23 protein-coding genes are annotated in these 24,286 nt (G+C 59.7%); 7 read left to right on the top strand and 16 right to left on the bottom strand.

Annotation, left to right across the window (positions count from 1 at the left end; all coding sequences use genetic code 11):
- The first annotated feature begins 306 nt into the window (after positions 1–306).
- Positions 307–1,038, top strand: coding sequence for a TetR/AcrR family transcriptional regulator (locus BLU48_RS07015; RefSeq protein WP_057024302.1), 732 nt, complete (start codon positions 307–309; stop codon positions 1,036–1,038).
- A 97-nt stretch (positions 1,039–1,135) separates the two neighbouring features.
- Here BLU48_RS07015 and BLU48_RS07020 read toward each other — a convergent pair whose 3' ends face one another.
- The 4 genes from BLU48_RS07020 to BLU48_RS07035 all read right to left on the bottom strand — a co-directional run bounded on the left by BLU48_RS07020 (position 1,136) and on the right by BLU48_RS07035 (position 7,920).
- Entirely contained in the window at positions 1,136–4,180 is a 3,045-nt protein-coding gene (locus BLU48_RS07020; RefSeq protein WP_083348192.1) for a YncE family protein, read from the bottom strand.
- Positions 4,177–4,824, bottom strand: coding sequence for a hypothetical protein (locus tag BLU48_RS07025; RefSeq protein ID WP_156786502.1), 648 nt, complete (start codon positions 4,822–4,824; stop codon positions 4,177–4,179). Before BLU48_RS07025 ends, BLU48_RS07020 begins: the two co-directional genes overlap by 4 nt.
- Positions 4,825–5,136: 312 nt before the next feature.
- On the bottom strand, positions 5,137–6,198 hold the full coding sequence (locus tag BLU48_RS07030) for an FUSC family protein (RefSeq protein WP_057024304.1): 1,062 nt from the start codon (positions 6,196–6,198) through the stop codon (positions 5,137–5,139).
- 105 nt (positions 6,199–6,303) lie between these two features.
- Positions 6,304–7,920 (bottom strand): NADP-dependent glyceraldehyde-3-phosphate dehydrogenase, encoded by a 1,617-nt coding sequence (locus BLU48_RS07035; protein WP_057024305.1) that lies wholly within the window; start codon positions 7,918–7,920, stop codon positions 6,304–6,306.
- A gap of 138 nt (positions 7,921–8,058) precedes the next feature.
- Between BLU48_RS07035 and BLU48_RS07040 the strand changes: the two genes are divergently transcribed.
- Entirely contained in the window at positions 8,059–8,919 is an 861-nt protein-coding gene (locus BLU48_RS07040) for a Dyp-type peroxidase (RefSeq protein WP_057024306.1), read from the top strand.
- Positions 8,920–9,001: 82 nt separating this feature from the next.
- Positions 9,002–10,132 carry an MFS transporter gene (locus BLU48_RS07045; protein WP_057024307.1) on the top strand — a complete coding sequence of 377 codons (1,131 nt, stop codon included), beginning with the start codon at positions 9,002–9,004 and terminating at the stop codon, positions 10,130–10,132.
- Between the two features lie 7 nt (positions 10,133–10,139).
- Here the strand turns inward: BLU48_RS07045 and BLU48_RS07050 are convergent, their stop codons facing one another.
- Positions 10,140–10,661 (bottom strand): DUF3087 family protein, encoded by a 522-nt coding sequence (locus tag BLU48_RS07050; RefSeq protein WP_057024308.1) that lies wholly within the window; start codon positions 10,659–10,661, stop codon positions 10,140–10,142.
- 114 nt (positions 10,662–10,775) lie between these two features.
- Between BLU48_RS07050 and BLU48_RS07055 the strand changes: the two genes are divergently transcribed.
- Together BLU48_RS07055 and BLU48_RS07060 are read left to right on the top strand one after the other, a co-directional pair.
- Positions 10,776–10,955: a hypothetical protein gene (locus BLU48_RS07055; RefSeq protein WP_046068648.1), complete on the top strand. Its 180-nt coding sequence runs from the start codon at positions 10,776–10,778 to the stop codon at positions 10,953–10,955.
- A 12-nt stretch (positions 10,956–10,967) separates the two neighbouring features.
- Positions 10,968–11,174, top strand: a complete 207-nt coding sequence (locus tag BLU48_RS07060) for a DUF6021 family protein (protein ID WP_046068647.1) — start codon at positions 10,968–10,970, stop codon at positions 11,172–11,174.
- A 30-nt stretch (positions 11,175–11,204) separates the two neighbouring features.
- Here BLU48_RS07060 and BLU48_RS07065 read toward each other — a convergent pair whose 3' ends face one another.
- A complete protein-coding gene (locus BLU48_RS07065; protein ID WP_005789137.1) occupies positions 11,205–11,441 on the bottom strand; it encodes a DUF6555 family protein in 237 nt (78 codons plus the stop codon).
- Positions 11,442–11,559: 118 nt separating this feature from the next.
- On the opposite strand from BLU48_RS07065, the gene BLU48_RS07070 reads away from it, so the two are divergent.
- Together BLU48_RS07070 and BLU48_RS07075 are read left to right on the top strand one after the other, a co-directional pair.
- Positions 11,560–12,393 carry an arylamine N-acetyltransferase family protein gene (locus BLU48_RS07070; RefSeq protein ID WP_057024309.1) on the top strand — a complete coding sequence of 278 codons (834 nt, stop codon included), beginning with the start codon at positions 11,560–11,562 and terminating at the stop codon, positions 12,391–12,393.
- A gap of 125 nt (positions 12,394–12,518) precedes the next feature.
- Positions 12,519–13,271, top strand: coding sequence for an outer membrane beta-barrel protein (locus tag BLU48_RS07075; protein WP_057024310.1), 753 nt, complete (start codon positions 12,519–12,521; stop codon positions 13,269–13,271).
- Between the two features lie 60 nt (positions 13,272–13,331).
- Here BLU48_RS07075 and BLU48_RS07080 read toward each other — a convergent pair whose 3' ends face one another.
- The 10 genes from BLU48_RS07080 to nuoG all read right to left on the bottom strand — a co-directional run bounded on the left by BLU48_RS07080 (position 13,332) and on the right by nuoG (position 24,235).
- Positions 13,332–13,646: a helix-turn-helix domain-containing protein gene (locus tag BLU48_RS07080; RefSeq protein ID WP_014718915.1), complete on the bottom strand. Its 315-nt coding sequence runs from the start codon at positions 13,644–13,646 to the stop codon at positions 13,332–13,334.
- The gene (locus tag BLU48_RS07085; RefSeq protein WP_057024311.1) at positions 13,636–13,986 is read right to left on the bottom strand and encodes a type II toxin-antitoxin system RelE/ParE family toxin; all 351 of its coding nucleotides are present in this window, start codon (positions 13,984–13,986) and stop codon (positions 13,636–13,638) included. Before BLU48_RS07085 ends, BLU48_RS07080 begins: the two co-directional genes overlap by 11 nt.
- Positions 13,987–14,223: 237 nt before the next feature.
- Entirely contained in the window at positions 14,224–15,687 is a 1,464-nt protein-coding gene (gene nuoN / locus BLU48_RS07090) for an NADH-quinone oxidoreductase subunit NuoN (protein ID WP_003192122.1), read from the bottom strand.
- Between the two features lie 7 nt (positions 15,688–15,694).
- A complete protein-coding gene (nuoM, locus tag BLU48_RS07095; protein ID WP_057024312.1) occupies positions 15,695–17,227 on the bottom strand; it encodes an NADH-quinone oxidoreductase subunit M in 1,533 nt (510 codons plus the stop codon).
- 55 nt (positions 17,228–17,282) lie between these two features.
- Positions 17,283–19,136: an NADH-quinone oxidoreductase subunit L gene (gene nuoL, locus BLU48_RS07100; protein ID WP_043046581.1), complete on the bottom strand. Its 1,854-nt coding sequence runs from the start codon at positions 19,134–19,136 to the stop codon at positions 17,283–17,285.
- Positions 19,133–19,441, bottom strand: a complete 309-nt coding sequence (nuoK, locus tag BLU48_RS07105) for an NADH-quinone oxidoreductase subunit NuoK (protein WP_003174727.1) — start codon at positions 19,439–19,441, stop codon at positions 19,133–19,135. Before nuoK ends, nuoL begins: the two co-directional genes overlap by 4 nt.
- A gap of 2 nt (positions 19,442–19,443) precedes the next feature.
- Positions 19,444–19,947: an NADH-quinone oxidoreductase subunit J gene (gene nuoJ / locus BLU48_RS07110; protein ID WP_057024313.1), complete on the bottom strand. Its 504-nt coding sequence runs from the start codon at positions 19,945–19,947 to the stop codon at positions 19,444–19,446.
- Positions 19,948–19,956: 9 nt separating this feature from the next.
- Positions 19,957–20,505 (bottom strand): NADH-quinone oxidoreductase subunit NuoI, encoded by a 549-nt coding sequence (gene nuoI / locus BLU48_RS07115; protein ID WP_003174725.1) that lies wholly within the window; start codon positions 20,503–20,505, stop codon positions 19,957–19,959.
- 11 nt (positions 20,506–20,516) lie between these two features.
- Complete coding sequence (nuoH, locus tag BLU48_RS07120; protein ID WP_057024314.1) at positions 20,517–21,524, bottom strand: NADH-quinone oxidoreductase subunit NuoH; 1,008 nt, start codon at positions 21,522–21,524, stop codon at positions 20,517–20,519.
- The gene (nuoG, locus tag BLU48_RS07125; RefSeq protein WP_057024315.1) at positions 21,521–24,235 is read right to left on the bottom strand and encodes an NADH-quinone oxidoreductase subunit NuoG; all 2,715 of its coding nucleotides are present in this window, start codon (positions 24,233–24,235) and stop codon (positions 21,521–21,523) included. Before nuoG ends, nuoH begins: the two co-directional genes overlap by 4 nt.
- Between the last annotated feature and the right edge of the window lie 51 nt (positions 24,236–24,286).

Below are 24,286 nucleotides of genomic sequence, written 5' to 3' on the forward strand. Positions count from 1 at the left end.
TAACAAGTTCGGGAGCTGCCTGTACGCGTCACGGACTGGTTTTATTTCTTGTTTTTAAAATATTGTTTGAATAGTAACCGCGTTCCAGACGCTTCGCCAGCCATGGATGTAGAGCGGTTTTGCCCTGTGAATCGTTTTCCAGGCTGAGGGTTTCGAGCCGGCGAAATGCCTTTTGGTATGACTCAATAGCCCGGTTCTACAGGCTTTCAGTGATATGGCGCAGTGTCACTACTTGCTTTCACCCGGCCGCCCCGGTATAAAAAATCAAATTATTTTTTAAAACAATATTTCCGCCGTGGAACCCTTATGGCCGCGAAGAAACTCAGCGCTCCAAACGTTACCAAGACTCGATTGCTGGATGCGACAGAGGCACTCTTCATCAAGTACGGCTACGACGCCGTTTTGTTACGTCAGATTACCGAGCGTGCCCAGGTCAACCTGGCCGCGGTGAACTACCACTTCGGGGATAAGGACTCCCTGATGAAAACCCTGCTGATGCAACGCCTGGAGCCGCTCAACGAGCAGCGCCTGGAATTGCTCGCCCGCTGCGAAGCCGAATCCGACGGCCCTCTGGATTGCGACACCCTGCTTGGCGTGCTGTTCGCCCCGGCCATGGGCTTGGAACGCAGCGACCCGGCCAGTGGGGAAGGGCGTTCGTTCATCCGTTTCCTGGGACGGGTCTACAGTGACACCTCGCCGTTTATCCAGGAATACCTCAAGGTGCATTACCAGCCGGTGTTCCAGCGTTTCTTCGAAGCCTTCGCCCTGGCCTTGCCGGATCTGCCGCGCAATGAACTGGGCGTACGCCTGCAATTTGCCCTCAAGGCGATTTCCGGGGTGATGGCGGGTACCGAATTGCGCCTGCTGATGAATTCCATGAGCCTGGGCCGACCGGCGACGGATGCGGAGGTGATGGCCAAGTTGATTACCTTGGTGTCGGCGGCGATTCGGGTGCCACAGCAGAGTCAGGAAGCTGAAACGGCGCTGGCCAAGGTGCTGGAGACTCAGCGGGCGATCCGTGAACAAGCGATACGCTGAACCCGGTGCGAGCTGACTCTTGCCTATCAGGTTTAGCAGACATGAAAAAAAGCCCTGAACCATTCAGGGCATATTTTCATTGGTGATGCTTGCGTTGTTAAAGATCCACAATGGTGACGGTATTGCTTCCGGAGTTAGCGACAAACATCCTCGTTCCCTCTGAATTGACCACAATAGCTCTGGGTTGGTCGAAACCTTCGAGGGTGTTGATGAGTTCGAATGTTTCGCTGTCGTACAACTTTACCGTATTGCCAGATCTTTCGGTTACATAGATAACGCCAGTACGGGGGTTGGTTGCTACGGCCCATGGAACATTGAGACCTTCAATGCTTCTGGTCCGTAGAGGCAGGTTAGTGCTGTTGTCGAGAACTTCCAACTTATTGGCTGTAGCTGACGTTATGTAAAGCGTGGAACCGACGGGGCTGTGAGCGAAGGCGGTCGGCGGACCATCTATACTGAAATAGCCGAATTCGATATAAGGGCTAGCATTAAAGGCTCTGAGCGATCTGCCTGCCAATGGTCCATACATTCTGGTTGACTCCCTATTGAGTCCTACTGCTGGCTCGTTCCAGGTGCTGCCGCTGCTTTCAAGTGCATTGAAGTGGCTTTCGCGGGTATTAGACGCTGTGTTTATTACTGTACATGTAAAGCCATACCAAGAGGGACGGGGAGCATCGGATCTTACATAGTAGTAGGCGCTAATTCCGGCGTATATTTTCGATCCGTCTTTGTTGATACATAATTCGCCACTTTGATAGGTGGCTATCGATTTTATTGTCCCCCAGGAACTCGTATTCAATACAAGTACATCGTTCACAAAGTTGGGTGCTTGGTATCTAGTATTGGAGAGACTTACATAAAGCACATTGCCGTCAGGTTTTATGGCTAATCCACGGGGTTGATAGCCAAGGGGATGAGTACTGATTATCTCACCGGTGTCCGCGTCGAATACGCTAATGCCATAGCCGCCAGTGCCGGTGCTAGCAACGTACACCCGTTTATCATCCGAGCTAATGGCAAGGTACGTCGGCCCATTCCTGACCGTTACGTTGCCCACGATTTCCCCTGATACTTTTTTTATTGTATAGCTCACAGGCTTTAACGGTTGTGCTGAGGCCTTGTCGTCATATTCTTCCAAGTTTACAAGTACATGCACTTCCAGTGAGTCTCCATCTTTCAATAAGCGTAGATAACTCGATGGTATTTCTTCGCTGATGAGTTTTGCACTGGCCTCACCGGGGCTTACAACAGCGCCGATTCGCAGTTCATGGTACCGACTGCTGCACAAATCGATATAAACCGGCTGTCCAGGTTTCATGAACCGCCATCCCCTTACTTCTATTCGATGGGGTTTACTGGTATCGATTACACCTGAGGATGCACTGGGCACACTCACCAGGTTCCACTCACTCGCCGGCAGTGCCTCAACCTTCAGCGTCAACTCATCAGACTTGGTGGTCTTGCCGATTTCCAGCAGTTGGTAAAATACCTTGCATTCTCCGTTCAGGTAAGCGGCTACAAACTCATTCTGCACCTCGAAGCTGGTGTAGTTTTCACCCGGTTCCGGGCGTGCCGGTTTCGCCGGGATATCGGGCATACCCACGTCGGGTTTGCCGGTGATGAACACCTTGATATCAGCCCCCGGCGGGAATTTGTCGGAGACCACACGCACAGTCACCTTCTCAGGATTGGGCGGCAGTACATTCATCGGATTCAGGGTGGCCTGATCCGGGCCAGTCACGGTCGCTTGCAGCACCTGTGGCGCTTGCAGTTCCAGCCTGGAACCGACCTTCATATTGACCGCGTGAGAAAAACGCGTCAGTACGTTGTCCCGCCAGCGCGTGTAGTAGATGCGCATGGTCTTGTCGATATTGGCAAGGATGTAGCTACGTTCCAGCCTGAAGCGCAGGTCTCGCCCGACCCATTGAACCCGTATCGGAAACGCCTGCGCAGGTGCTGTTCCGCCAGGCGCACTGCCCTCACAGTAAAGCGTCACGATATCGTTGAGCAGGAAGTCAGGGTTACTCTTGACCACGATATTGGCGTGCTCGGTGGATTGCTCGGGGTCGAATTGATACAGCGGTGCCGGCGCTTCCATGACCTCAGGCTCCGGCAATGAGGCCACTGCGTTGCCGACGTTGACTGTCACGTCCATTGAAGTGCGCACGCCATCCCCATTGTCCACCTGATAAAGAAGCCTGAGTGTGCCGCCTTCAAGACCGGCAATCACGCCGTTCGGGCCGTTGGCAATGGGAAATAACACATCGCCCCCTCCCGCAGATTCGTAGAGTTCGTCGTAGTAGCGAGTGCCGTTGGCGTACGTGCCCTCGAGGATCAGAATCACCAGATCAAAGGGGTCCTGGCCCAGCTCGGGGTATGCCCTGACGATCACATTGATAAATTCTACTTGTGGATCGAGGACGCCGCCGGGCGCTTCCCGCACCACCGGTGGCCGCAGGCGCATATCGATGGGCGTACCGGTTACATCAACGATGATGGCATCGGAGGGGCGGTTGGGCACGCCGCTGCGAATGCGTTCATAGAACAACTGGAACTGCCCGCTGATAAAAGGGCGCAGGTCGGCATTCGGGCAGGGCAGGGTGATAAAGCTCAGTGAGGTAAGCGGTGGGGAGTCGTAGGTGGTGGTGATAACGCCAACGCTCGAACGGCCTCTGACGGTTACGCGCACGATGTCCCCAAGGGCAAAGTCCGGGCTTCGGGTGGTGACAAAGATGGTTGCATCGCGCTCATCGAGCCGGTCATGATCGAGGACATTGTCCGGAGCTTCGAGTATAAAAGCTTCGGGCAAGACCGGCTCAGACCCATCATTGAGCCTGACATTCAACCGTAGTGCCGGTGACCAGCCGAGGGACGCGTTGCCGACCTCGTCGATGATTTCATATTCACACACATGGGAACCACTGCGCACTTGCTGCCAAAAACCGTAATAAAGCGTGACGGTTATATCTTCACGCCCGGTGGCTTGGCTTTCGGTGAGCGGAGGGATTGGCGCCGTGATCCCATTAATGCGTAAGCGAATACGGTCACGTGTGGCCCGGTAGGTGTTGGGTTCCTGGGTCGCATCGTCCGGGTAGAACTTGAAGGTAACAGGTACCCCGTTTTGTGCGTCGGTCTCGGTCACTCCGAAATTGATGATGTGCTCAGGGAATACCGGAACCGGCAGGTTTTCGTTTTGCAGCGTGCTGCCGATCGGGTTGCGACCAGCGGGGGCACGGTATCGACCTTCAGATTGAAGCGTTTGGTTTCTTTGGACGTGCCACCGAGGCGAGTCACTCTCAAGAACACCGGGTTGACCGGGCCATCAGGAAGACGGGTTCGAGGGATGTATAACGGAATCATACGACTCTTGTCGACATCATCCTGGGTGACATTATAGGTCGCGACTGGAATTAGCACGTCATCGCAGAACAGCTCTACGAAGTCGTCCTTAGCCATATTCAGGTAGGCCAGCAGGTTGCACAGCAGCCCCAGGTCACGATGAACCTCCAGAGCCGCTTTGTTTATACCGCCATCGAAGCCGACGACGTTTTGCGTCAAGCCGGGGATGTACAGGGGCAGATCGTCGAAAGGCACGTCGGTGAAGCTGTCTGAGGTGACAGGCCCCTGAATCGTCAGTGGCGGCACGAAATAATCGGGTTTTAAGCGCTGGGGGCCGGACAAATCGATGGCATCTGCCGGTGGAGCTGGCTCTGGCCATTGTCCAGTGGTGAACGCGGGAACTGGAGCGCCTTGTTCTACGTCGGGAAGGTCAGTGTTTCGGCTCACGGGAAAGCTCCTCTGCATAATCGGCTCACAACCTGAGTGCCCCCTATAGCCGGAGCAAAGGAGTCAGTCGTTGGAGAGATTAAGCGCCAGGGAGATAGGGCCCGATAGCTGTGAGAAATGACAGTGGCGACGAACGGTAAGAATGGGCAGGCGCAGGAAAAAAAAAGCCCGCTGGGGCGGCGGGCTTGATGTACAACGTTTGTAACGGATGAGGCTTCACCCTACGTCTTGGGATGTGAACAAATCGTGAAAAATATGTAAGAGAAAGTGTAAATGTGTTGATCCTGGTAATCAGATCAACTCCCCATACGTTCAGATCTTCCACCGGCCAGCGCTTTTGGCCAAGCGTTGACGCATCGCATCCACATTCGCGGCCAATTGCAGGGTCAATAACCGATATCCATCCAGTGCGCTGTAGACGGGTGCATCCAATGTGGACTCACCACCGCTGGCCTGGCCGTTGCGTTCCAACCGCTCCGTCACTCCCGACTTCAACGCCCTCGCCATCCCCACCAACTGCACCCGAATCTGCCGATGCTCAGCCTTCAACATCACCTGCATGCGCGCCGTCGCCTGCTCATCGCGAGGATCGGGCCGGGTATTGCCGAGAATCTCCAGGGTACTGATGCACATGCGTAGGTGGCGCTGAATCGCGTCCAGTTCGGTCATGGAGATCCGCACTTCCTTGGACACCGACGGCATCAATGAACGCAGTTGCAGCATTGCCGCGTTCAAGCGGTTGAGCAGCTTGAGGTGTTCATCATCGGTCACCGATTGACCGCTGATGATCCGGCTGTAGATCTGCGCGCAATCACGCAACGCGCTGGCCAGGTTGTAGCGCCACGAGTACACCGCGTACAGCGGCAGGGCGAAGGAAAACGCCAGGGCCAAGGCGATGCCGATGAGGATGTCCACAGTGCGCCACAGCCCGTCCGACAGCGGATTGTCACCGTGGCCCGCGACTATAAATACCGTGATCGCCGACAGCAGCGCGGTATACCCGCCTTTGCCGATGGCGTGATAGGAAAAGAATCCGCAAATCGCCGACATCAGCAGGTAGGTCAGCAATGGCTGGCCGACGTAGGCTTCCTGCACCACCAACAGCAAACCGACACTCGCGCCGATCAGCGTACCGTAGGCGCGTTCCACGGCTTTCTTGCCAATATTGCCGTGATGCTGCAACCCGCCGATCACCACCAGCATGGTTACCGAGGCCCATTCGCCGTGGGGCAGGTTGAGACCGGTGGTCAGCAGAATCGTCGCCAGCAAGCCGATGGACACGCGCACGGCGTGGATCAGCTTGGCGTGACGATAGCGGCGGTACGGGTCGAGCAGGGGGCGCAGCAGGCGTCGGGCAAAGAAGGGCAGGTTCATCGGTATTAAAAGAGCCTCAATCGTCAGGGTTGACTCAGTCCATTGTGGGAGGGGGCAAGTCGAATCGTCGCACCGCCCCTCCCACATTGTTGAGCCGAGGTGTACTTAGAAAATGTAATCAGTGGTCAGGAAGCTCGAGTCACGGTTACGCAGGATCTCGCTGACCAACGCCTTGTTGCTCTCCTGGAACTTGGTCGCCACCAGGGTGCGGATCGAGAACACGCGCAGGGCGTCATGTACCGACAGCGTGCCCTCGGCCGAGTTCTTGCGCCCATTGAACGGGAAGGTATCCGGCCCGCGTTGGCACTGGGCGTTGATATTGATGCGGCCGACCTGGTTGGCGAAGGTGTCCACCAGGCGCCCGACTTGCACAGGGTCGGTGCCGAAGAGGCTCAACTGCTGGCCGAAATCCGAGTCCAGCACGTAGTCGATCACGGTCTCCAGGTCACGGTAGGGCACGATAGGCACCACTGGGCCGAATTGCTCTTCGTGGTACACGCGCATCTGCGGGTTCACCGGGTACAGCACCGCCGGATAGAAGAACGAACCACGGCTGCTGCCACCTTCGGCATTGACGACCTTGGCGCCGTGCCGGGCCGCATCGGCCACCAGTTCGTTGAGGTAATCCACCTTGCCCACTTCCGGCAGCGGTGTCAGCGCTACGCCATCGTCCCAAGGCATGCCGGGCTTGAGGGTGGCCAGCTTGGCATTGAACTTCTCGATAAAACTGTCGACCACATCCGCGTGCACAAACAAAATTTTCAGCGCGGTGCAACGCTGGCCGTTGAACGACAGCGAGCCGGTGACTGCTTCACTCACCGCGTTGTCCAGGTCCACTTCGGGCAGCACGATCCCCGGGTTTTTTGCATCCAGCCCCAGCGCAGCACGCAAACGATGCGGTTTGGGGTGCAGCTTTTTCAAATCGCTGGCGGCCTTGTTGGTGCCGATAAACGCAAAGATATCGATCTTGCCGCTGGCCATCAGCGCGCTCACGGTTTCGCGGCCGCTGCCGTAGATCACGTTGATCACCCCGGCCGGGAAGCTGTCGCGGAAGGCCTCCAGCAAGGGGCGGATCAGCAACACGCCGAGCTTGGCCGGTTTGAACACCACGGTGTTGCCCATGATCAGCGCCGGGATCAGTGTGGTGAAGGTCTCGTTCAGCGGGTAGTTGTAAGGCCCCATGCACAACGCCACGCCCAGGGGCACGCGACGGATTTGCCCGAGGGTGTCCTGTTCAAGCTCGAAACGGCTGCTGCGGCGGTCGAGTTCCTTGAGGGCATTGATGGTGTCGGTGATGTAGTCGCAGGTACGGTCGAATTCTTTCTGCGAGTCCTTGAGGTTCTTGCCGATTTCCCACATCAGCAGCTTGACTACCGCGTCGCGCTGTTCGCGCATGCGCCGCAAGAAGGCTTCGACATGCTGGATGCGCTCTGCCACGCGCATCGTCGGCCATTCACCCTGGCCACGGTCATAGGCGCGCACGGCGGCATCCAGGGCGGTGAGGGCGGTATCGGCATCCAGCAGCGGCGTGCTGCCGATATGCACGCGTTCATCGCCCAGTTGCACGGGGCTTTGCACGCGGGCGAGCGGGCCGTCCCACACCCGCAGTTGGCCATCGACCAGGTAATCACGCTGCTCAATGGGCGCCGCCAGGCGAAATTGCTCGGGAATCTGGGCAACGGACGTGGGAAACAGTTGGGCAAGCAGGTTGCTGGTGGTCATGTCGCTACCCCTGGAATAGTTGCAAAACATGACTAGAGAGTCACCCAACTGGCAGCTCCAAGGCAAGGCTTACGCGCATTCTTGTTCGCAGTGTCGCGTGCGCCGGGTAAACTGCGCGGCTTTTCAGAAGGAGTTCACATGAGTCAGTACCAGCCGGGCATTCTTGCCGCCCCGGTGCCTTTGCAGGCCCGCCATCTGTTTTTTGCCCTCGATTCCCTGCAAGCCGTGCCTGCTGCCCTGGACGCACTGGTGCAGTGGACGGATGCGGCGTCCGTGGTCGGTTTCGGTGAGCCGCTGGTAAAGGCCCTGGGCGCTGAGATTGAAGGCTTGCGTACATTCCCCGTGGTCAGCGGCCCCGGTGCACACAACCCGTCGACCCAGCAGGCGTTGTGGGTATGGTTGCACGGAGTGGATCGCGGCGAGTTGCTGCTGCGCAGCCGCACACTTGAAAAAGCCCTGGCCCCGGCTTTTCGCCTGGTGCAATCGACCGAAGGCTTCCGCTACAAGACCGGTTTTGACCTGACCGACTACGAAGACGGCACCGAAAACCCCCACGACGATGCCGCCGTGACAGCCGCCTTGACCGATAGCGGCGCCAGCTTCGCCGCGATCCAGCAATGGCAGCACGACCTCGACGGTTTCGCCGCATTGCCGGCCCAGGAGCGTGACCACATCATCGGCCGCCGCCATGGCGACAACGAAGAGCTGGATGACGCCCCCGAGTCCGCCCATACCAAGCGCACGGCCCAGGAAAGTTTCACCCCGGAGGCCTTCGTGGTGCGCCGTTCCATGCCCTGGGCCGAGAACGGCCAGGCGGGGTTGATGTTCCTTGCTTTCGGGCATTCCTTCGATGCATTCGAGGCGCAGCTTCGACGCATGAGCGGGTTGGAGGATGGGATTGTCGATGGTCTGTATCGCATCAGTAAGCCACTAACCGGTGGTTACTACTGGTGCCCGCCGGTCAGGGAAGGGCGCCTGGACCTGAGTTTGGTTTTTTAACGCTTCTGCGCCTGCGTCCTTGAAAAACACATGGCGGCAACGCTAGTGTGGCGGTCTGAATATTTCTGAATGTTTCAGTTTTATGCCCAGCCTCACTCAACGCACTGCCGATAGCACCTCGCGCCGCGCCGCCTTGACCCTGGGGTTTTGCCTGCCCAGCGATGTGTTGCTCTATCTGTTGCTGCCAATGGAGTCCGAGGCGTTCGGCATCACCCTGGCCCAGGCCGGCGTGCTGTTGGCCGCCAACCGCCTGGTACGGATCTTCGGCTACCGGCATGTACTGAATTTCTATGCGCGTAACGGCGACCGCCTGACCTGCATGATCGCCGCCGGTGCCGCAGCGCTGTGCGCGCTGGGCAATTCGGTGCTGTCCGGGTTCGCCGCGCTGCTGGGCTTGCGGCTGGTCTGGGGCCTATGTTTTGCCGCGTTGAACCTCTCGACCCAAGTACTGGCGACCTCCGAGCCGGAGGGCGCGGCCCGCAGGGCGGGGCGTTCGCGGGCGTTGATCGCCTTCGGGCCCATGCTGGCCTTGCCCCTGGGCGGGCTATTGACGTTATGGGCAGGGCCGCGCCCGATCTTCCTGATTCTCGCCGGTTGCTGCCTGGTGGGGCTGTGGCTCGCCCGCGGCTTGCCCACTGGCGGCCATGATTTGCATAGCGCCCCGGGGCGCCGCTTCAAGTGGCCGGACAGTGTGGCGCTGTGGTCGTTTATCGAAGGCGTGGCGCTGGATGGCTTGTTTATCTTTGGCCTGTCGCTCCAGGCACAGAAAATCATGGGCGGTGATGCGGTGCTGATCGCCGGTGGCTTGATGGGGCTGCGCTACCTGTCGGAATTGCTGTTGAGCCCGTTGGGCGGGCGTGCGGCCCAGCGCTTCGGGGCCACGTCGATGTTACTGCTGTTTTCGTTCTTGAGCGCCCTGGCCCTGGCCGCGTTCGGCAGTCATTGGGTGATCGTCGGCGCGGCGGCGGTGCTGGTGCTGCGTGCCCTGCAACTGCCACTGGTGACCACGCTGGTGGCCGAGCGCAACCCGGGTGCCATGCGCGTATCGGCATTGGCGTCCAACGCCGTATGGCGCGATATCGGCGCCGGCCTCGGGCCGCTGCTGGCGGGCCTGTTGCTGCCGGTGGCCGCTGCGCCCTGGGTGTTTGGCCTGGCAGGCGCAGCAATTGCCGTGAGCGCGCTGTTCTGCTGGCGGGCCAAGGTCGCCCACTGACGTTGCCTTAGGCGCTTTTCAGGCTTTGCAGCCATGTGGGATCGAGTCGGGTTTGGTCGGTATCGATCCCCAGAGCCTCCATCTTTGCCTTATGAGCCTCGATCTCGCCGACCAGTTGCGCCTGGGCGCTGGAGTTGGCGTCCAGCTCATGCATCTGCGTCAGCCCCAAGTGATAGAAGCGCAATAACTTGATGGCCGCCGGGTCGTTGGCCTGAACCCGCTCGGTGACCTTGTGCATTACATTGGTCACACTCATCAGGCTGCGTTTGAGTTGCCAACCGTATACAGCCGGCGCCAGCCAGGGCTGGGTCCAGAACGGGCCACGCACCAGCGCGACAGTGATCAACACCCCGGCAAATACGCCGCCGACATTGAAGCGAAAGTTGTCGCCACCGGGCTCACCGAACAGCATCACCGCCAGGCTCGACAGCAACATGGCCAGGGCCAGGAACAGCACGGCGACGATCAGCGTGCTGCGGCGGGTCTGTTGACGGTAGGTGACGGGGTCGCAGGGTTTGAGCTCGAACATCCGAGGAAGGTCTCCAGAAAGGGCTGCCATCTTCTCATGCTTGCAGCAATGAAGTTGAACGATAGCCACGGGCAGTTTCTCTAAATTTGTGAAGCCCCCATGAGGTAAGCCGTCATGTCCGAACACAAACAGCCACCACCTGGTACACCCGACCCGAACCGCACGCCCGGTGAAGAAGAGCGCGACAACGATGCGTTGCGCCCCAATGACCCGAAAGAGCGTGGCCCGGACGATGATGTCGAGCGCGTCGAAGAAGACCTGGAAAACCTCCACGACAAAGCTCGCCCGCTTTAACAGGAGAACCTGATGAACAAGCGTACCGATGGCCCCCACTCCAATGAACATGCCAGCGGCAAGGATGAGCTGGGCTTTGACCCGGACTCGCCGGATGTGGCAGACCCGCAGGTCGATCCGATAGGCCCGGCCATCGCGCCGTTGGACAAAGACAAAAAGGCTAAGGAAGAGGCGAAAAAAAAGCCGCCCTACGATCCGTTGGGCGACTTGAAAAAGTGAACCTAGCCCCGCCGTTGTGCGGGGCTTTGTTTATTTGGGCGGGGTCCAACTGACGTCAGTGATGCCATACTTTTCCGCCCAGGGCCGGGTAGTTTTTTTCACCTGCTCGTGACCCACGCGGCCGATGCGACTGACATGGGCAATGTCGGCATCAACGGCCGCCCAATGCCAGGCCTCGGCGTTGTTCATCACTTCGGCGCGCACCACGAAAGACTTGGGTTTACCGTGTAGCTGATAGTGGATGGTGTAGATTTTTGCGGTACTCATGTTGCCTCCCTGTCTTGTTATAGATGGATAGGCCAGTGTTCAAAAAGGTTCATTCAAAATGACAACGTGCGCGGGGGCGCGGCATAGTGACGCTCCGCCTCGTGCCAAGGACCGCGCCATGCCTGAACTCACTCACCGTGCTCTCTATTTGAAACGCCTGGGCTACGATTCGCCGCCACCGCCCACCCTGCAAACCCTGCATGACTTGCAACTGCGCCATGTGTGCGCCTTTGCCTTTGAAAACCTGTCGACGCTGATGAACGCGCCGGTGCCGATCGACCTGCCCAGCGTCGAGCACAAGGTGCTGCACCAGGGGCGCGGGGGTTATTGCTACGAGTTGAACCAGTTGTTCCTGGCCCTGCTGCAGGAACTGGGCTTCGAAGCCCGCGGCATCACAGGACGCGTGGTGATCGGTGGGCCGGCGGACGCCCACACCGGGCGCACCCACCGCCTGAGCCTGGTGACGCTTGAAGGGGTGCGCTACATCACCGACGTCGGCTTCGGCGGCATGGTGCCCAGCAGTCCGTTGCAACTGGACACCGACGCGCCCCAGGCCACTGCCCACGAGCCCTATCGCCTGACCTTCAATCAGGGCAGCTACACGCTCTGGGCCCAAGTCGGCGAAGAGTGGCGCGGCCTGTATGTGTTCGACCTGCAAGTCCAGGCAGACATCGACTACGAAATCGGCAACTGGTACGTCTCCACGCACCCTGGGTCGCCGTTCGTGGGGCAGTTGAAAGCCGCGCTGCTTGCTCCCGGTAAACGTCATACCTTGGCCAACGCCCGTTATGCGCTTCATTACCTGGATCGACCCAGTGTAAAGCGCACGCTCCAGACCGCCGATGAATTGCTGGGGCTATTGCGCGACACCTTCGGCATTCGGCTGCCGGATCAGCCTCAACTTCGCGAAGCCGTGGAACGCCTAATCTGTATGAATCCTGAAGAATATTGAGATAGAGCCTTCGCTGAACCGTTTTTTCTCCTTTTTGGTGCAAATCAGTTCGAACTTTTTGCAAACGCCAAGGTTCGAACCGATTCCTGAATACTTTGCCCACCTTAAAATGGAGATGTAAGACGATGTCCAAACTATTCGGAAAATTCCTCAAGCATTCCTCGCTGCTGGCTCTGGTGGCTGCGCCTGGCGTGGTATTCGCGGCACCGTCCACCGACCCGATTTCTACCTTCGGGATCCTCGGCAGCTACAACGACTTCAAACTCGAAGGCGGTAGCCAAAGCGACAAAGACCACATGCCTGAAGCCGGCCTGTTCTATAACTTCGGCAACAAGCTCACTGCCGAGTCCGGTTTCATCTACCAGGCTGGTATCGAAGCCAAGTACGGCGAAAAGAGCGATAACAAGCTCAAGGAAGGGCAGGCCGACCTCGACCTCGGCTGGCGTGCCGCGCTGGATGCGCGCAACTTTGTCGACGTGATCGTGGGCGGTGGCTACACCTGGACCCGCTATGAGCCGGACACCAATGGCTACGACATGAAACTGACCAACAAGTCGCCGTTTGCCAAGGCTGCGCTGGGCTACAACCACCAGTTCGATGACATGACCCTGCGCGTTGAAGCCGGCGCCCGTCACACCATCGATGGCCGTGCCAAACTCAAGGTAGACGGCGTTGGCAGCGACAGCGTGGATCTCAAGGATCGCACCAACCCCTACGCCGAAGTCAGCCTGCTGATGAACCAGAAGGGTGATCTGCCGGTGATGGCGGGCCTGTACTACACCCGTACCGAGTACAAGCTCGACGACGACTCCTATGTGGCCGATAACACCAAGCTCAAGCGTGATGAGTACGGCTTCAAGGTCGGTATCGCATTCTGACGCTGTTGTACTGCAAAAAACGCCCCGATTATCGGGGCGTTTTTTTTGGGCTTTTGCAGTTCAGCCCAATGCGGCAAGTTGAGCCACGGTTTCAGGAAAACGCGCTACCAGACGGATCAGGGTGACGGCCTGGGCGTTGGGCTTGGCCCGGCCTTGTTCCCAGTTCTCCAGGGTGCGGGTGTTGGTACGCAGGTACATGGCGAATACCGACCGGGAAAGGTTGAGTTGCTGGCGCACGGCGATCACCTCATCAGCGGTGAGCGGCGCCAGCTTGTTGAGGTGGACCTTGTGGTTGCGCAGGGTGATTTTACCCTGGCGCTCATCGGCCAGGGCGTCGAAGCCTTCGACCAGTTCGGAAAAGATGTCACGTTTCATGATGTGTTCTCGCTTTGATTTCCCTGTCCAGCATGTGTTTAAGAGCTTTCTTGTGGTGGGGTGTCAGGTCGCTCTGTTCGTGCTTGCCGTACAAGGTGAATAACCAGAATTGCGTGCCGCCTGACCACCAGTAGTAAATGACTCGCAGGCCACCACGCTTGCCTTTGTTTCGCCGTTCATCAACGAAGCGAACCTTTCTCAACCCGCCCGTTCCTTCGATCACATCTCCTGCTTCGGGGGTTTTCATTAACTCCTGTTGAAAACCCTGGAAAAGCTCGTCACTGAGATAGTCCTTGCGATGCCGCTCGAATGCCGGCAGTTCGATAAATAGAGCATCCATGTTCTGTACGTAGCCTGCGTAGAGTTTGGTGGCCCACCCGCGTTAGGTCAAGTGACCTTGCTGTGGGAACTTTCTTAAAACGCAAACACCATACGGCCGGCTTCATCGGGTAGATGCCGGATGAAGAGGCAGATCGAGGAGGAAAATTCAGCGAGCAGGGGAGGGGAAAAGCAGATCCTGGGAAACGCAAAACGGCGCCCAAAGGCGCCGTTCTGTTGACTGCATCAACCTAAGCGATCAAACCCCCAGCACCGCATGCTGCACCAAGGTGAGCAACGGTTGTGGGTACACGCCCAGGAAGAACGCGAGCAGGGCGATGGCCAGCAGCATCACGCCGCCTGCCTTCTGTTCCCAATGCAACTCGGCATCCACACGGCGCAGGTTGGGCTCGATCAGGTACAGGGTGACCATCACGCGCAGGTAGTAGAACACGCCGATGGCGCTGCCCAGCACCAGCGATGCTACCAACCACCACTCGTGGGCTTCGACACCCGTGGCGACAATGTAGAACTTGCCGATAAAGCCCGCAGTCAGCGGGATACCAGCCAGGGACAGCATCATTACGGTCAGCACGGCAGTCAGGTACGGACGGCGCCAGAACAGGCCGCGGTATTCGTACAGGGCGTCGGCGTCACGGCCTTTGTAAGGCGAGGACATCAGCGTGATCACACCGAAGGCGCCAAGGCTGGTGATCACGTAGGTGACCAGGTACACGCCAATGGCTTCCACGGCCAGGCCCTTGCTCGCCACCAGGGCGATCAGCAGGTAGCCGAAGTGGGCGATGGACGAGTAACCCAGCAGACGCTTGAGGTTGTTCTGGGTCAGCGCCAGCAGGTTACCGAACAGGATCGACGCAATGGCGATCACGGTCAGCACGTTGCTCAGCACCCCAGTGTTGGCAGCAGGCGAGATCTGGAACAGACGCACCATTACCGCAAATACCGCTACCTTCGACGCAGTCGCCAGGAACGCAGCCACTGGCGCCGGGGCGCCTTCGTACACGTCCGGGGTCCACAGGTGGAAGGGTACCAGGGAGAGCTTGAACGCCAGGCCGATCAGCATCATCGCCAGGCCCAGCTGGGCAATCGGCGCCGGGCTGTTGGTGGCGGCCAGGGCGTGGCCGATACCGGTGAAGCTCAGGCTGCCGGCTTCGGCGTAGAGCAGGGCCATACCGAACAACAGGAACGCGGAACCGGCGGCCGACAGCACCATGTACTTGATGCCGGCTTCCAGGGAGCGCTTGTTGAAGAAGGCGTAGGCCACCAGGCCGTAGGTCGGGATCGACAGCAGTTCCAGGCCGATGAACAAGCCGGCCAGGTGCTGCGCACTGACCAGCACGATACCGCCGGCCGCAGCCAGCAGGATCAGCAGGTACAACTCTTCCTTGTTACCTGGGTAACCGGTGCCGCCTTCGCCGAGGTAGGCGTGGGCGAGGGTCACGCACGCCAGGGTCGCCACCAGGATCAGGGCGATGTACAGCAGCGCGAAGTCATCGACCATCATCAGCGGGGTCACCGCCAATGGCGCGACCTTGAGGGCCGGAATGATCGACAGCAGGGCCAGGTTCAAACCGGCACAGGACAGCAGGAACGTTTGCGAGTGATTGCGGCGCCAGGCGATCGCCAGCATCACCACCACAATGGTGAGGCTGGTGATCAGCAGCGGCGCAAGCGCGATAAAGTGTTGGATCGTGAATTCCATAGCGCTCTTACCGGGCCGAAGCGAGTTGAGAGAAGGCGGTGCCGAACCACTGCTGCACGCCATGCATCGTTGCGGCAGAAGTGTCCAGGAACGGCTGCGGGTATACGCCGATGAAGATCAGCAATACCGCAAGGCCGAGCACCATGATCAGTTCGCGGGCATCCATACCGTGCAGCACGGTGTCCGACTTGGCCGGGCCGAAATACGCGCGGTGGATCATGATCAGCGAGTAGACCGAACCGAACACCAGGCCGGACGTGGCGATGGCGCTGATCCATGGCGTCTGCACGAAGGCCCCCATCAGGATCAGGAACTCGCCGATGAAGTTACCGGTACCCGGCAAGCCCAGGGACGCCGCGGCGAAGAACAGGCTGATCGCCGGCAGGTATGCGATGCGCGACCACACGCCACCCATCTCACGCATGTCACGGGTGTGCAGGCGTTCGTACAGCTGACCACTGAGGATAAACAGGGCAGCCGCCGAAACACCGTGGGCCAACATCTGGATCACCGCGCCTTGCAGCGCCAGCTGGCTGCCGGAGTAGATGCCGATCAGTACGAAGCCCATGTGGGAAACGGACGAGAAGGCAATCAGACGCTTGATGTCGGTTTGCGCGAAGGCCAGGAACGCACCGTAGAAGATCCCGATCAGACCCAGGGTCATGGCGATCGGCGCAAACTCGGCCGAGGCATTCGGGAACAGCGGCAGGGCGAAACGCAACAGGCCGTAGGCCGCCGTCTTCAGCAGGATACCAGCCAGGTCCACGGAGCCGGCAGTCGGCGCCTGGGCGTGGGCGTCAGGCAACCAGGAGTGGAACGGCACCACCGGCAGCTTCACCGCGAAGGCGATGAAGAAGCCGAGCATCAGGATGTACTCGGTGGTCAGCGACATCTTGGTCTTCAACAGGTCGGCGTAGTTGAAGGTAATCACGCCAGTATTGTTGAAGTTGACCAGCACCAGGCCCAGGATCGCCACCAACATGATCAGGCCGGACGCCTGGGTGAAGATGAAGAACTTGGTCGCCGCGTAGATCCGGGTTTTCTTGCCGTCCGAAGAACTGTGACCCCAGAGCGCGATGAGGAAGTACATCGGCACCAGCATCATTTCCCAGAAGAAGAAGAACATGAACAGGTCCAGCGCCAGAAACACGCCGACAACGCCGCCCAGGATCCACATCAGGTTCAGGTGGAAGAAGCCCACGTGACGCTGGATCTCTTTCCAGGAGCAGAGTACCGAGAGGATACCCAGCAGGCCGGTCAGCAGGATCATCAACAGCGACAGGCCGTCGAGGGCCAGGTGCACGTTGATGCCAAAGCGCTGGATCCACACGTGCTTGAATTCAAGCGCGAAAGTCGGATCGACACCCGGTGCCGGAGCAAATGAATAGTCGCCATGGGCCCACAGCCAGAGGCCGAGTGCGAGTTCCAGGGACATGGTCAGCAACGCAATCCAGCGGGGGAGGGTGGCGCCGAAGCGTTCACCCATCCAGCAGAGCAGGCCGCCGATAAAGGGGATCAGGATTAGCCAGGGCAGAATCATGACGGGCTCGTTTCCTTTCGCAAGTTCGCAAAGTACGCAGTGCACTTAAACATAGTCAGACCGCTACCACGACGATGGCGCCGATCACCAGCACGGCACCCGCCGCCATGGATGCTGCATACCAACGCAGTTGGCCAGTCTCGCTGCGGCTCAGGGCTGTGTGACCAGCCTTGGCGGCGCGCGGGATCAAACCGATGGTCTGGTCGAGCGGGTCTTTGCGCAGTACATGGCTGATGGCGAGGTATGGCTTGACGAACAGTTTGTCGTAGATCCAATCGAAGCCCCAGGCAGCGAACCACCAGGCCGACAGGAAGCGCCCGATGCCACTGTTGGCCACGGCGGTCACGAAGCGACGCTTGCCGAGGAACAGCAGGGCTGCCAGCAGGATACCGGCGATGGCAATGGCGCCCGAGGCGATTTCCAGGCTGTGCTTGTCTGCGCCGCCGGCATGGCCAACGCTTTCTGGCAATACGCCGGCCAGTGGTGGAGTGATCATGGCGCCGATGAAGGTCGACAGGATGATCAGCACCGACAGTGGCAGCCAGTGGGAGATGCCGTGGCCTGCGTGCGCTTCGGTCTTGGCTTCACCGTGGAAGGTGATGAAGATCAGGCGGAAGGTGTACAGCGAGGTCATGAATGCACCCACCAGGCCTGCGTACAGCAGGTTCTGGTTACCGCTGGCAAAGGCTTCCCAGAGGATTTCATCCTTGGAGTAGAAGCCGGCGGTCACCAGCGGCAGGGCGGCCAGGGCGGCACCACCGACGATGAAGCTGGCGTAGGCCAGTGGCAGTTTCTTCCACAGGCCACCCATCTTGAAGATGTTCTGCTCGTGGTGGCAGGCGACGATCACCGCACCGGAGGCGAGGAACAGCAGGGCCTTGAAGAACGCGTGGGTCATCAGGTGGAAGATCGCCGCGTCCCAGGCGCCAACGCCCAGGGCCAGGAACATGTAGCCGATCTGGCTCATGGTCGAGTAGGCGAGGATACGCTTGATGTCGGTCTGCACCAGCGCGGCGAAGCCGGCCAGTACCAGGGTCACGCCGCCGACGATGCCGACAAGATGCAGGATATCCGGCGCCAGGGTGAACAGGCCGTGGGTACGGGCGATCAGGTAGACACCGGCGGTCACCATGGTTGCGGCGTGGATCAGTGCCGACACCGGGGTCGGGCCGGCCATCGCATCCGCCAGCCAGGTCTGCAGCGGCAGTTGCGCGGATTTACCCACGGCGCCGCCCAGCAGCATCAGGGTCGCCAGGGTGATCCAGAAGTCGCCGACCTGGAATTTCTGCGGTGCCAGCACCAGCAGTTCCTGGATGTTCAGTGTGCCCACCTGTTGGAACAGGATAAACAGGCCGATGGCCATGAACACGTCGCCGATGCGGGTGACGATGAAGGCCTTGAGTGCCGCGTTACCGTTGTTGCGGTTGCTGTAGTAGAAACCGATCAACAGGTACGAGCACAGGCCCACGCCTTCCCAGCCGAAGTACAGGAACAACAGGTTATCGCCCAGCACCAGGAACAGCATGCTGGCGATAAACAGGTTGGTGTACGAGAAGAAGCGCGAGTAACCGGCTTCACCGCGCATGTACCAGGACGCGAACAGGTGGATCAGGAAGCCCACACCGACCACCACGCCGAGCATGGTGATCGACAGGCCGTCGATGTAGAGGGCGAAGTTGGGCTTGAAGCCCTCCACCGACATCCACTGCCACAGCACCAGGGTGTAGTGACCGCCTTCGGGCGGTGCGACGTTGAATTGCCAGATGACGTAGGCGGCCACGATGGCCGACAGGCCAATGGAACCCACGCCGACCAGGGCCGAGAGGTTTTCCGACCAGCGCCCGCGAGAGAACGACAGCAGCAGGAAACCGATCAGGGGGAATACGAAAGTCAGAAAGATCATGTTCATCCGCGCATCTCACTGGCAGCGTCGATATCAAGCGTATGGAAGCGACGATACAGTTGCAGCAGGATCGCCAGGCCAATACTGGCCTCTGCGGCTGCCAGGCTGATCACCAGGATGAACATCACTTGTCCATCCGGCTGGCCCCAACGTGCACCGGCAACGATGAACGCCAGTGCCGCGGCGTTCATCATGATTTCCAGGCTCATCAACACGAACAGAATGTTACGGCGCACCATCAGGCCGACCAGGCCAAGGCAGAACAGGATGCCGGCGACCGCCAGACCATGCTCCAAAGGGATAGCAGGCATCGTCATTGCTCCTTGGCTTCGTTGCGGCCCAAGTGGAAGGCGGTGATGGCTGCGGCGAGCAGCAGCATCGAAGCCAGTTCGACCACCAGCAGGTACGGGCCGAACAGGCTGATGCCCACGGCTTTCGCGTCCACGGTGGTGTGGCCGATGGCCTGGCCGCTCTGGTGAGCGAACAGCACATACAGCAGTTCACCCAGCAGCAGCGCTGCGAGGACAACCGGGCCGAGCCAGATGCCGGGCTTGAGCCAGACGCGTTCCTGAGCCACCGAAGCCGGCCCGAGGTTGAGCATCATCACCACAAACACGAACAGCACCATGATGGCGCCGGCGTAGGCAATCACTTCCAGTACACCGGCGAACGGTGCGCCGAGGCTGAAAAAGGTCATGGCCACGGCGATCAGCGAAATGATCAGGTAGAGCAGGGCGTGCACGGGGTTGGTGTTGGTGATCACGCGAAGCGTGGCCACCACTGCAATACCCGATGCGAAATAGAAAGCGAATTCCATCTTTCTTCCTTAAGGCAGCAAGCTCTTCACGTTGATCGGCTCGGCTTCGTTTTGTGCGGCGCCCTTCGGCTTACCGGCAACGGCCATACCTGCAACACGATAGAAGTTGTAATCAGGGTTTTTACCGGGACCAGAGATCAGCAGATCTTCTTTCTCGTACACCAGGTCCTGACGTTTGAACTCGGCCATCTCGAAATCCGGTGTGAGCTGGATCGCGGTGGTCGGGCAAGCTTCCTCGCAGAGGCCGCAGAAAATGCAGCGCGAGAAGTTGATACGGAAGAAGTCCGGGTACCAGCGACCGTCTTCGGTTTCAGCTTTCTGCAGGGAGATGCAACCCACCGGGCACGCCACGGCGCACAGGTTGCAGGCTACGCAACGCTCTTCGCCGTCGGGGTCTCGGGTCAGTACGATGCGGCCGCGATAGCGCGGCGGCAGGTACACCGCTTCTTCGGGGTATTGCAGGGTGTCGCGTTTGCGAAAGCCGTGACCGAACACCATCACCAGGCTTCGCAACTGGGTACCGGTACCCTTAACGATGTCGCCAATATATTTGAACATGGGTCAAATCCTCACTGAACCGCGGCAGCAGGCGTGTTCAACAACACGACGGCAGCCGTCACCAGCAAATTGATCAGGGTCAGCGGCAGGCAGAATCTCCAGCTGAAATCCATCACCTGGTCATAGCGTGGGCGCGGAATCGAGGCGCGCAGCAGGATGAACAGCATGATGAAGAACGCGGTCTTCAAGAAGAACCAGAAGAAGGCCAACTGCGGCAGGATGCCGAACGGACCGTGCCATCCGCCGAAGAACAGCGTGACCAGCAGGGCCGAGATCAAGATGATGCCGATGTACTCACCGACGAAGAACATGCCCCACTTCATGCCGGCATATTCAATGTGGTAACCGTCGGCCAGTTCCTGTTCCGCTTCCGGCTGGTCGAACGGGTGACGGTGAGTCACGGCCACGCCAGCGATGAAGAAGGTACAGAAGCCAAAGAACTGCGGAATGATGAACCACAGGTTCTGCGCCTGGTACTCGACGATGTCGCGCATGTTGAACGAACCAACCTGCACCACGATGCCCATCAGTGCCAACCCCATGAACACTTCATAGGATACGGTTTGCGCCGAGGCACGCAAGCTGCCCAGCAGGGCGAACTTGTTGTTGCTCGACCAACCGGCGAACAGCACCGCGTACACCGACAAACCGGCCATGGCGAAGAAGAACAGCAGGCCGATGTTCAGGTCCGCCACACCCCAGGTCGGGGTGATCGGGATGATCGCGAAGGCGACCAGCAAGGCGCTCATGGCCACCACCGGTGCCAGGGTGAAGATCACCTTGTCGGCAAACGGCGGGGTCCAGTCTTCCTTGAAGAACATTTTCAGCATGTCGGCCGCGATCTGGAACATGCCGAATGGGCCAACGCGGTTCGGACCGTAGCGGTCCTGCCACCAGCCCAGCAGGCGACGCTCGACGAAGCTGAGCAGGGCGCCCGCGACGACCACGGCCAACAGGATCACGATGGCCTTGACCACCGAGATGATCACGTCAATTACTTCCGGCGTGAACCAAGTCATTGCGCTGCCTCCTGCAGACCGTCAACGGTTTTGCCGAAAATGGCAGGCGGAATACCGGCGAGGCCTTTAGGCAGTGCAACCAGGCCGGCACCCAGCTCGTCATTGATACGCAGCGGCAGGCGCAAGGTCTGGCCGGCCACGTTAAGGCTGAGCAGCGCACCGTCGTTGACGCCCAGGCGGTCGGCTTCGGACTTGGCCAGCGACACGTAGGCCGCAGGAATGCGCTCCTGCACCGGTGCGGCCTTGGAAGAGGTCTCCTCGCTGCCAAACAGGTGGAAGAACGGCACGACCTGCCAGGTGCCCGGGGCTGGGTTGAACGGACGCGGTACCGCAGCGAACCAGTTCAGCGAGTCACCGGTGCTTTCGATCAGGCGGGTGCCCGGGTCGCCAGCACGGATGTGACCACCGACTTCGTCCTGGAACTTGTTCCAGGCCTGCGGCGAGTTCCAGCCCGGCGACCAGGCAAACGGCACCTGCTGACGCGGCTCGGTCGACCCCGAATAACCTTCCATGGAGAAGGCGAAAGCGGTGTCGATGTCTTGTGGGGTACGCGGTTCGTGCACGCTGATATCAGCACGCATGGCGGTACGCCCCGAGTAGCGCAGCGGTTCACGGGCCAGTTTCAGGCCCTTGATACGGAACGCGGCGGACGGCGCGGCGTCGACGATGCGAGCCAACTGCGGCGCGCTCGCAGCGGTGGCTGCGGTGACGTGGTCGAGCTGGGTCCAGTCAATCGGCTGGTTCAGCAGGGTGGCGCGCAGGGCATGCAGCCAGCGCCAGCCTTCGTGCACCAGGATGCTGGCATCCATGTATTTCGGATCGAACACCTGGAAGAAGCGCTGGGCGCGGCCTTCCTGGCTGACCAGGGTACCGTCGCCTTCGGCGAAGGTGGCGGCTGGCAGCACCAGGTCGGCACGCTCGCTGGTAGCGGTCTTCTGGTGGTCGGCCACGATCAGCACCTTGGCGGCGTTCAGCGCAGCGTCAACCTTGGCGGCGTCGGTGCGGGTGTACAGGTCGTTTTCCAGCACCACGATGGCGTCAGCGCTGCCGTCGGTCACCGCTTGCAGGGCGGCGTCCAGGGACTCGCCACCGAGCATGGCCAGGCCGAGGCTGTTGGCTTCCGGCACGACCAGGCTGATGGAGCCGTTCTTGTCGCGCAGCTTCAGGGCTTTGGCGATGTTGGCAGCCGCTTCGATCAGCGCCTTGGAACCCAGGGAGGTGCCGGCAATGATCAAGGGACGCTTGGCCGCCAGCAGGGCGTCGGCGATGCGCTGGGCCAGTTCGACGGCTTCGGTGTCCAGGCCGTCGACAGCAGGCGCGCTGGCGTCGAGGGCGTGGGCCACGGCGAAACCGATACGGGCCAGGTCGTCAGGTGCTGCGTGGACGCATTCTTCGGCGATGTCGTCGAGCTTGGTTTCAGCCAGGGAAGCGATAAACAGCGGGTTCAGCGCGTGCTGGCCGATGTTTTTCACCGCGGCATCGAGCCACGGCTGCACGCGCATGGCGTCGGCCATCTCTTCGGCCTTGCCCTTGACCGACTGGCGCAGCGACAGGGCGATGCGAGCGGCGGTCTGGGTCAGGTCTTCACCGAGCACGAAGATGGCATCGTGGTCTTCGATGTCGCGCATGTTCGGCACTGGCAGCGGGCTGTCATTCAGCACTTGCAGGACCAGGCGGATACGCTCCAGTTCACCGGCTTCGATGCCGCAATAGAAGTGCTCGGCGCCGACCAGCTCGCGCAAGGCGAAGTTGCTTTCGAGGCTGGCACGCGGCGAACCGATACCGACGATGTTGCGCCCGCGCAGCAGGTCGGCGGCTTTATCCAGCGCCGCGTCCAGGCTCAGCTTGGCGCCATCGGCCAGCAGTGGCTGGCGTGGACGGTCTTCGCGGTTGACGTAGCCATAGCCGAAACGGCCACGGTCGCACAGGAAGTACTGGTTGACCGAACCATTGAAGCGGTTTTCGATGCGACGCAATTCACCGTAGCGCTCGCCCGGCGAGATGTTGCACCCGCTGGAGCAGCCATGGCAGATGCTCGGTGCGAACTGCATGTCCCACTTACGGTTGTAGCGCTCGGAGTGGGTCTTGTCGGTGAACACACCGGTCGGGCAGACCTCGGTGAGGTTGCCTGAGAACTCGCTCTCGAGCACGCCGTCTTCAACGCGACCGAAGTACACGTTGTCGTGGGCGCCGAACACACCAAGGTCGGTGCCGCCGGCGTAGTCTTTATAGAAGCGCACGCAGCGGTAGCAGGCGATGCAGCGGTTCATCTCGTGGGAAATGAACGGGCCGAGGTCCTGGTTCTGGTGGGTACGCTTGGTGAAGCGATAACGGCGCTCGTTGTGGCCGGTCATCACTGTCATGTCTTGCAGGTGGCAGTGACCGCCCTCCTCACAGACCGGACAGTCGTGGGGGTGGTTGGTCATCAGCCATTCGACAACGCTGGCGCGGAACGCCTTGGATTCTTCATCGTCGATGGAGATCCAGGTGTTGTCGGTGGCTGGGGTCATGCAGGACATGACGATACGACCACGGGTGTCGTTCTCGTCGGTGTATTGCTTGACCGCACACTGGCGACAGGCACCGACGCTACCGAGCGCGGGGTGCCAGCAGAAATACGGGATATCGAGGCCGAGTGACAGACATGCCTGTAACAGGTTGTCCGCCCCATCGACTTCGAGCGCTTTGCCGTCTACGTGGATAGTGGCCATGGTTCAAAGTTCTTCGTTGGCCCGTTGTCAGCGGGCGTGGCTAATGGAATC

Origin of the sequence: Pseudomonas synxantha, from assembly GCF_900105675.1 — a bacterium.
GTDB lineage: Bacteria > Pseudomonadota > Gammaproteobacteria > Pseudomonadales > Pseudomonadaceae > Aquipseudomonas > Aquipseudomonas synxantha.

Coding starts and splice junctions, on each gene's coding strand:
- BLU48_RS07030 (WP_057024304.1), bottom strand. CDS start 6,198: ATGAACCTGCCCTTCTTTGCCCGACGCCTGCTGCGCCCCCTGCTCGAC.
- BLU48_RS07075 (WP_057024310.1), top strand. CDS start 12,519: ATGTCCAAACTATTCGGAAAATTCCTCAAGCATTCCTCGCTGCTGGCT.
- nuoM (WP_057024312.1), bottom strand. CDS start 17,227: ATGATTCTGCCCTGGCTAATCCTGATCCCCTTTATCGGCGGCCTGCTC.
- BLU48_RS07065 (WP_005789137.1), bottom strand. CDS start 11,441: ATGAGTACCGCAAAAATCTACACCATCCACTATCAGCTACACGGTAAA.
- nuoH (WP_057024314.1), bottom strand. CDS start 21,524: ATGACTTGGTTCACGCCGGAAGTAATTGACGTGATCATCTCGGTGGTC.
- nuoI (WP_003174725.1), bottom strand. CDS start 20,505: ATGTTCAAATATATTGGCGACATCGTTAAGGGTACCGGTACCCAGTTG.
- nuoG (WP_057024315.1), bottom strand. CDS start 24,235: ATGGCCACTATCCACGTAGACGGCAAAGCGCTCGAAGTCGATGGGGCG.
- BLU48_RS07035 (WP_057024305.1), bottom strand. CDS start 7,920: ATGACCACCAGCAACCTGCTTGCCCAACTGTTTCCCACGTCCGTTGCC.
- nuoK (WP_003174727.1), bottom strand. CDS start 19,441: ATGCCTGCTATCCCTTTGGAGCATGGTCTGGCGGTCGCCGGCATCCTG.
- BLU48_RS07085 (WP_057024311.1), bottom strand. CDS start 13,986: ATGGATGCTCTATTTATCGAACTGCCGGCATTCGAGCGGCATCGCAAG.
- BLU48_RS07060 (WP_046068647.1), top strand. CDS start 10,968: ATGAACAAGCGTACCGATGGCCCCCACTCCAATGAACATGCCAGCGGC.
- nuoN (WP_003192122.1), bottom strand. CDS start 15,687: ATGGAATTCACGATCCAACACTTTATCGCGCTTGCGCCGCTGCTGATC.
- BLU48_RS07040 (WP_057024306.1), top strand. CDS start 8,059: ATGAGTCAGTACCAGCCGGGCATTCTTGCCGCCCCGGTGCCTTTGCAG.
- BLU48_RS07045 (WP_057024307.1), top strand. CDS start 9,002: ATGCCCAGCCTCACTCAACGCACTGCCGATAGCACCTCGCGCCGCGCC.
- BLU48_RS07050 (WP_057024308.1), bottom strand. CDS start 10,661: ATGTTCGAGCTCAAACCCTGCGACCCCGTCACCTACCGTCAACAGACC.
- nuoL (WP_043046581.1), bottom strand. CDS start 19,136: ATGAACATGATCTTTCTGACTTTCGTATTCCCCCTGATCGGTTTCCTG.
- nuoJ (WP_057024313.1), bottom strand. CDS start 19,947: ATGGAATTCGCTTTCTATTTCGCATCGGGTATTGCAGTGGTGGCCACG.
- BLU48_RS07015 (WP_057024302.1), top strand. CDS start 307: ATGGCCGCGAAGAAACTCAGCGCTCCAAACGTTACCAAGACTCGATTG.
- BLU48_RS07080 (WP_014718915.1), bottom strand. CDS start 13,646: ATGAAACGTGACATCTTTTCCGAACTGGTCGAAGGCTTCGACGCCCTG.
- BLU48_RS07055 (WP_046068648.1), top strand. CDS start 10,776: ATGTCCGAACACAAACAGCCACCACCTGGTACACCCGACCCGAACCGC.
- BLU48_RS07070 (WP_057024309.1), top strand. CDS start 11,560: ATGCCTGAACTCACTCACCGTGCTCTCTATTTGAAACGCCTGGGCTAC.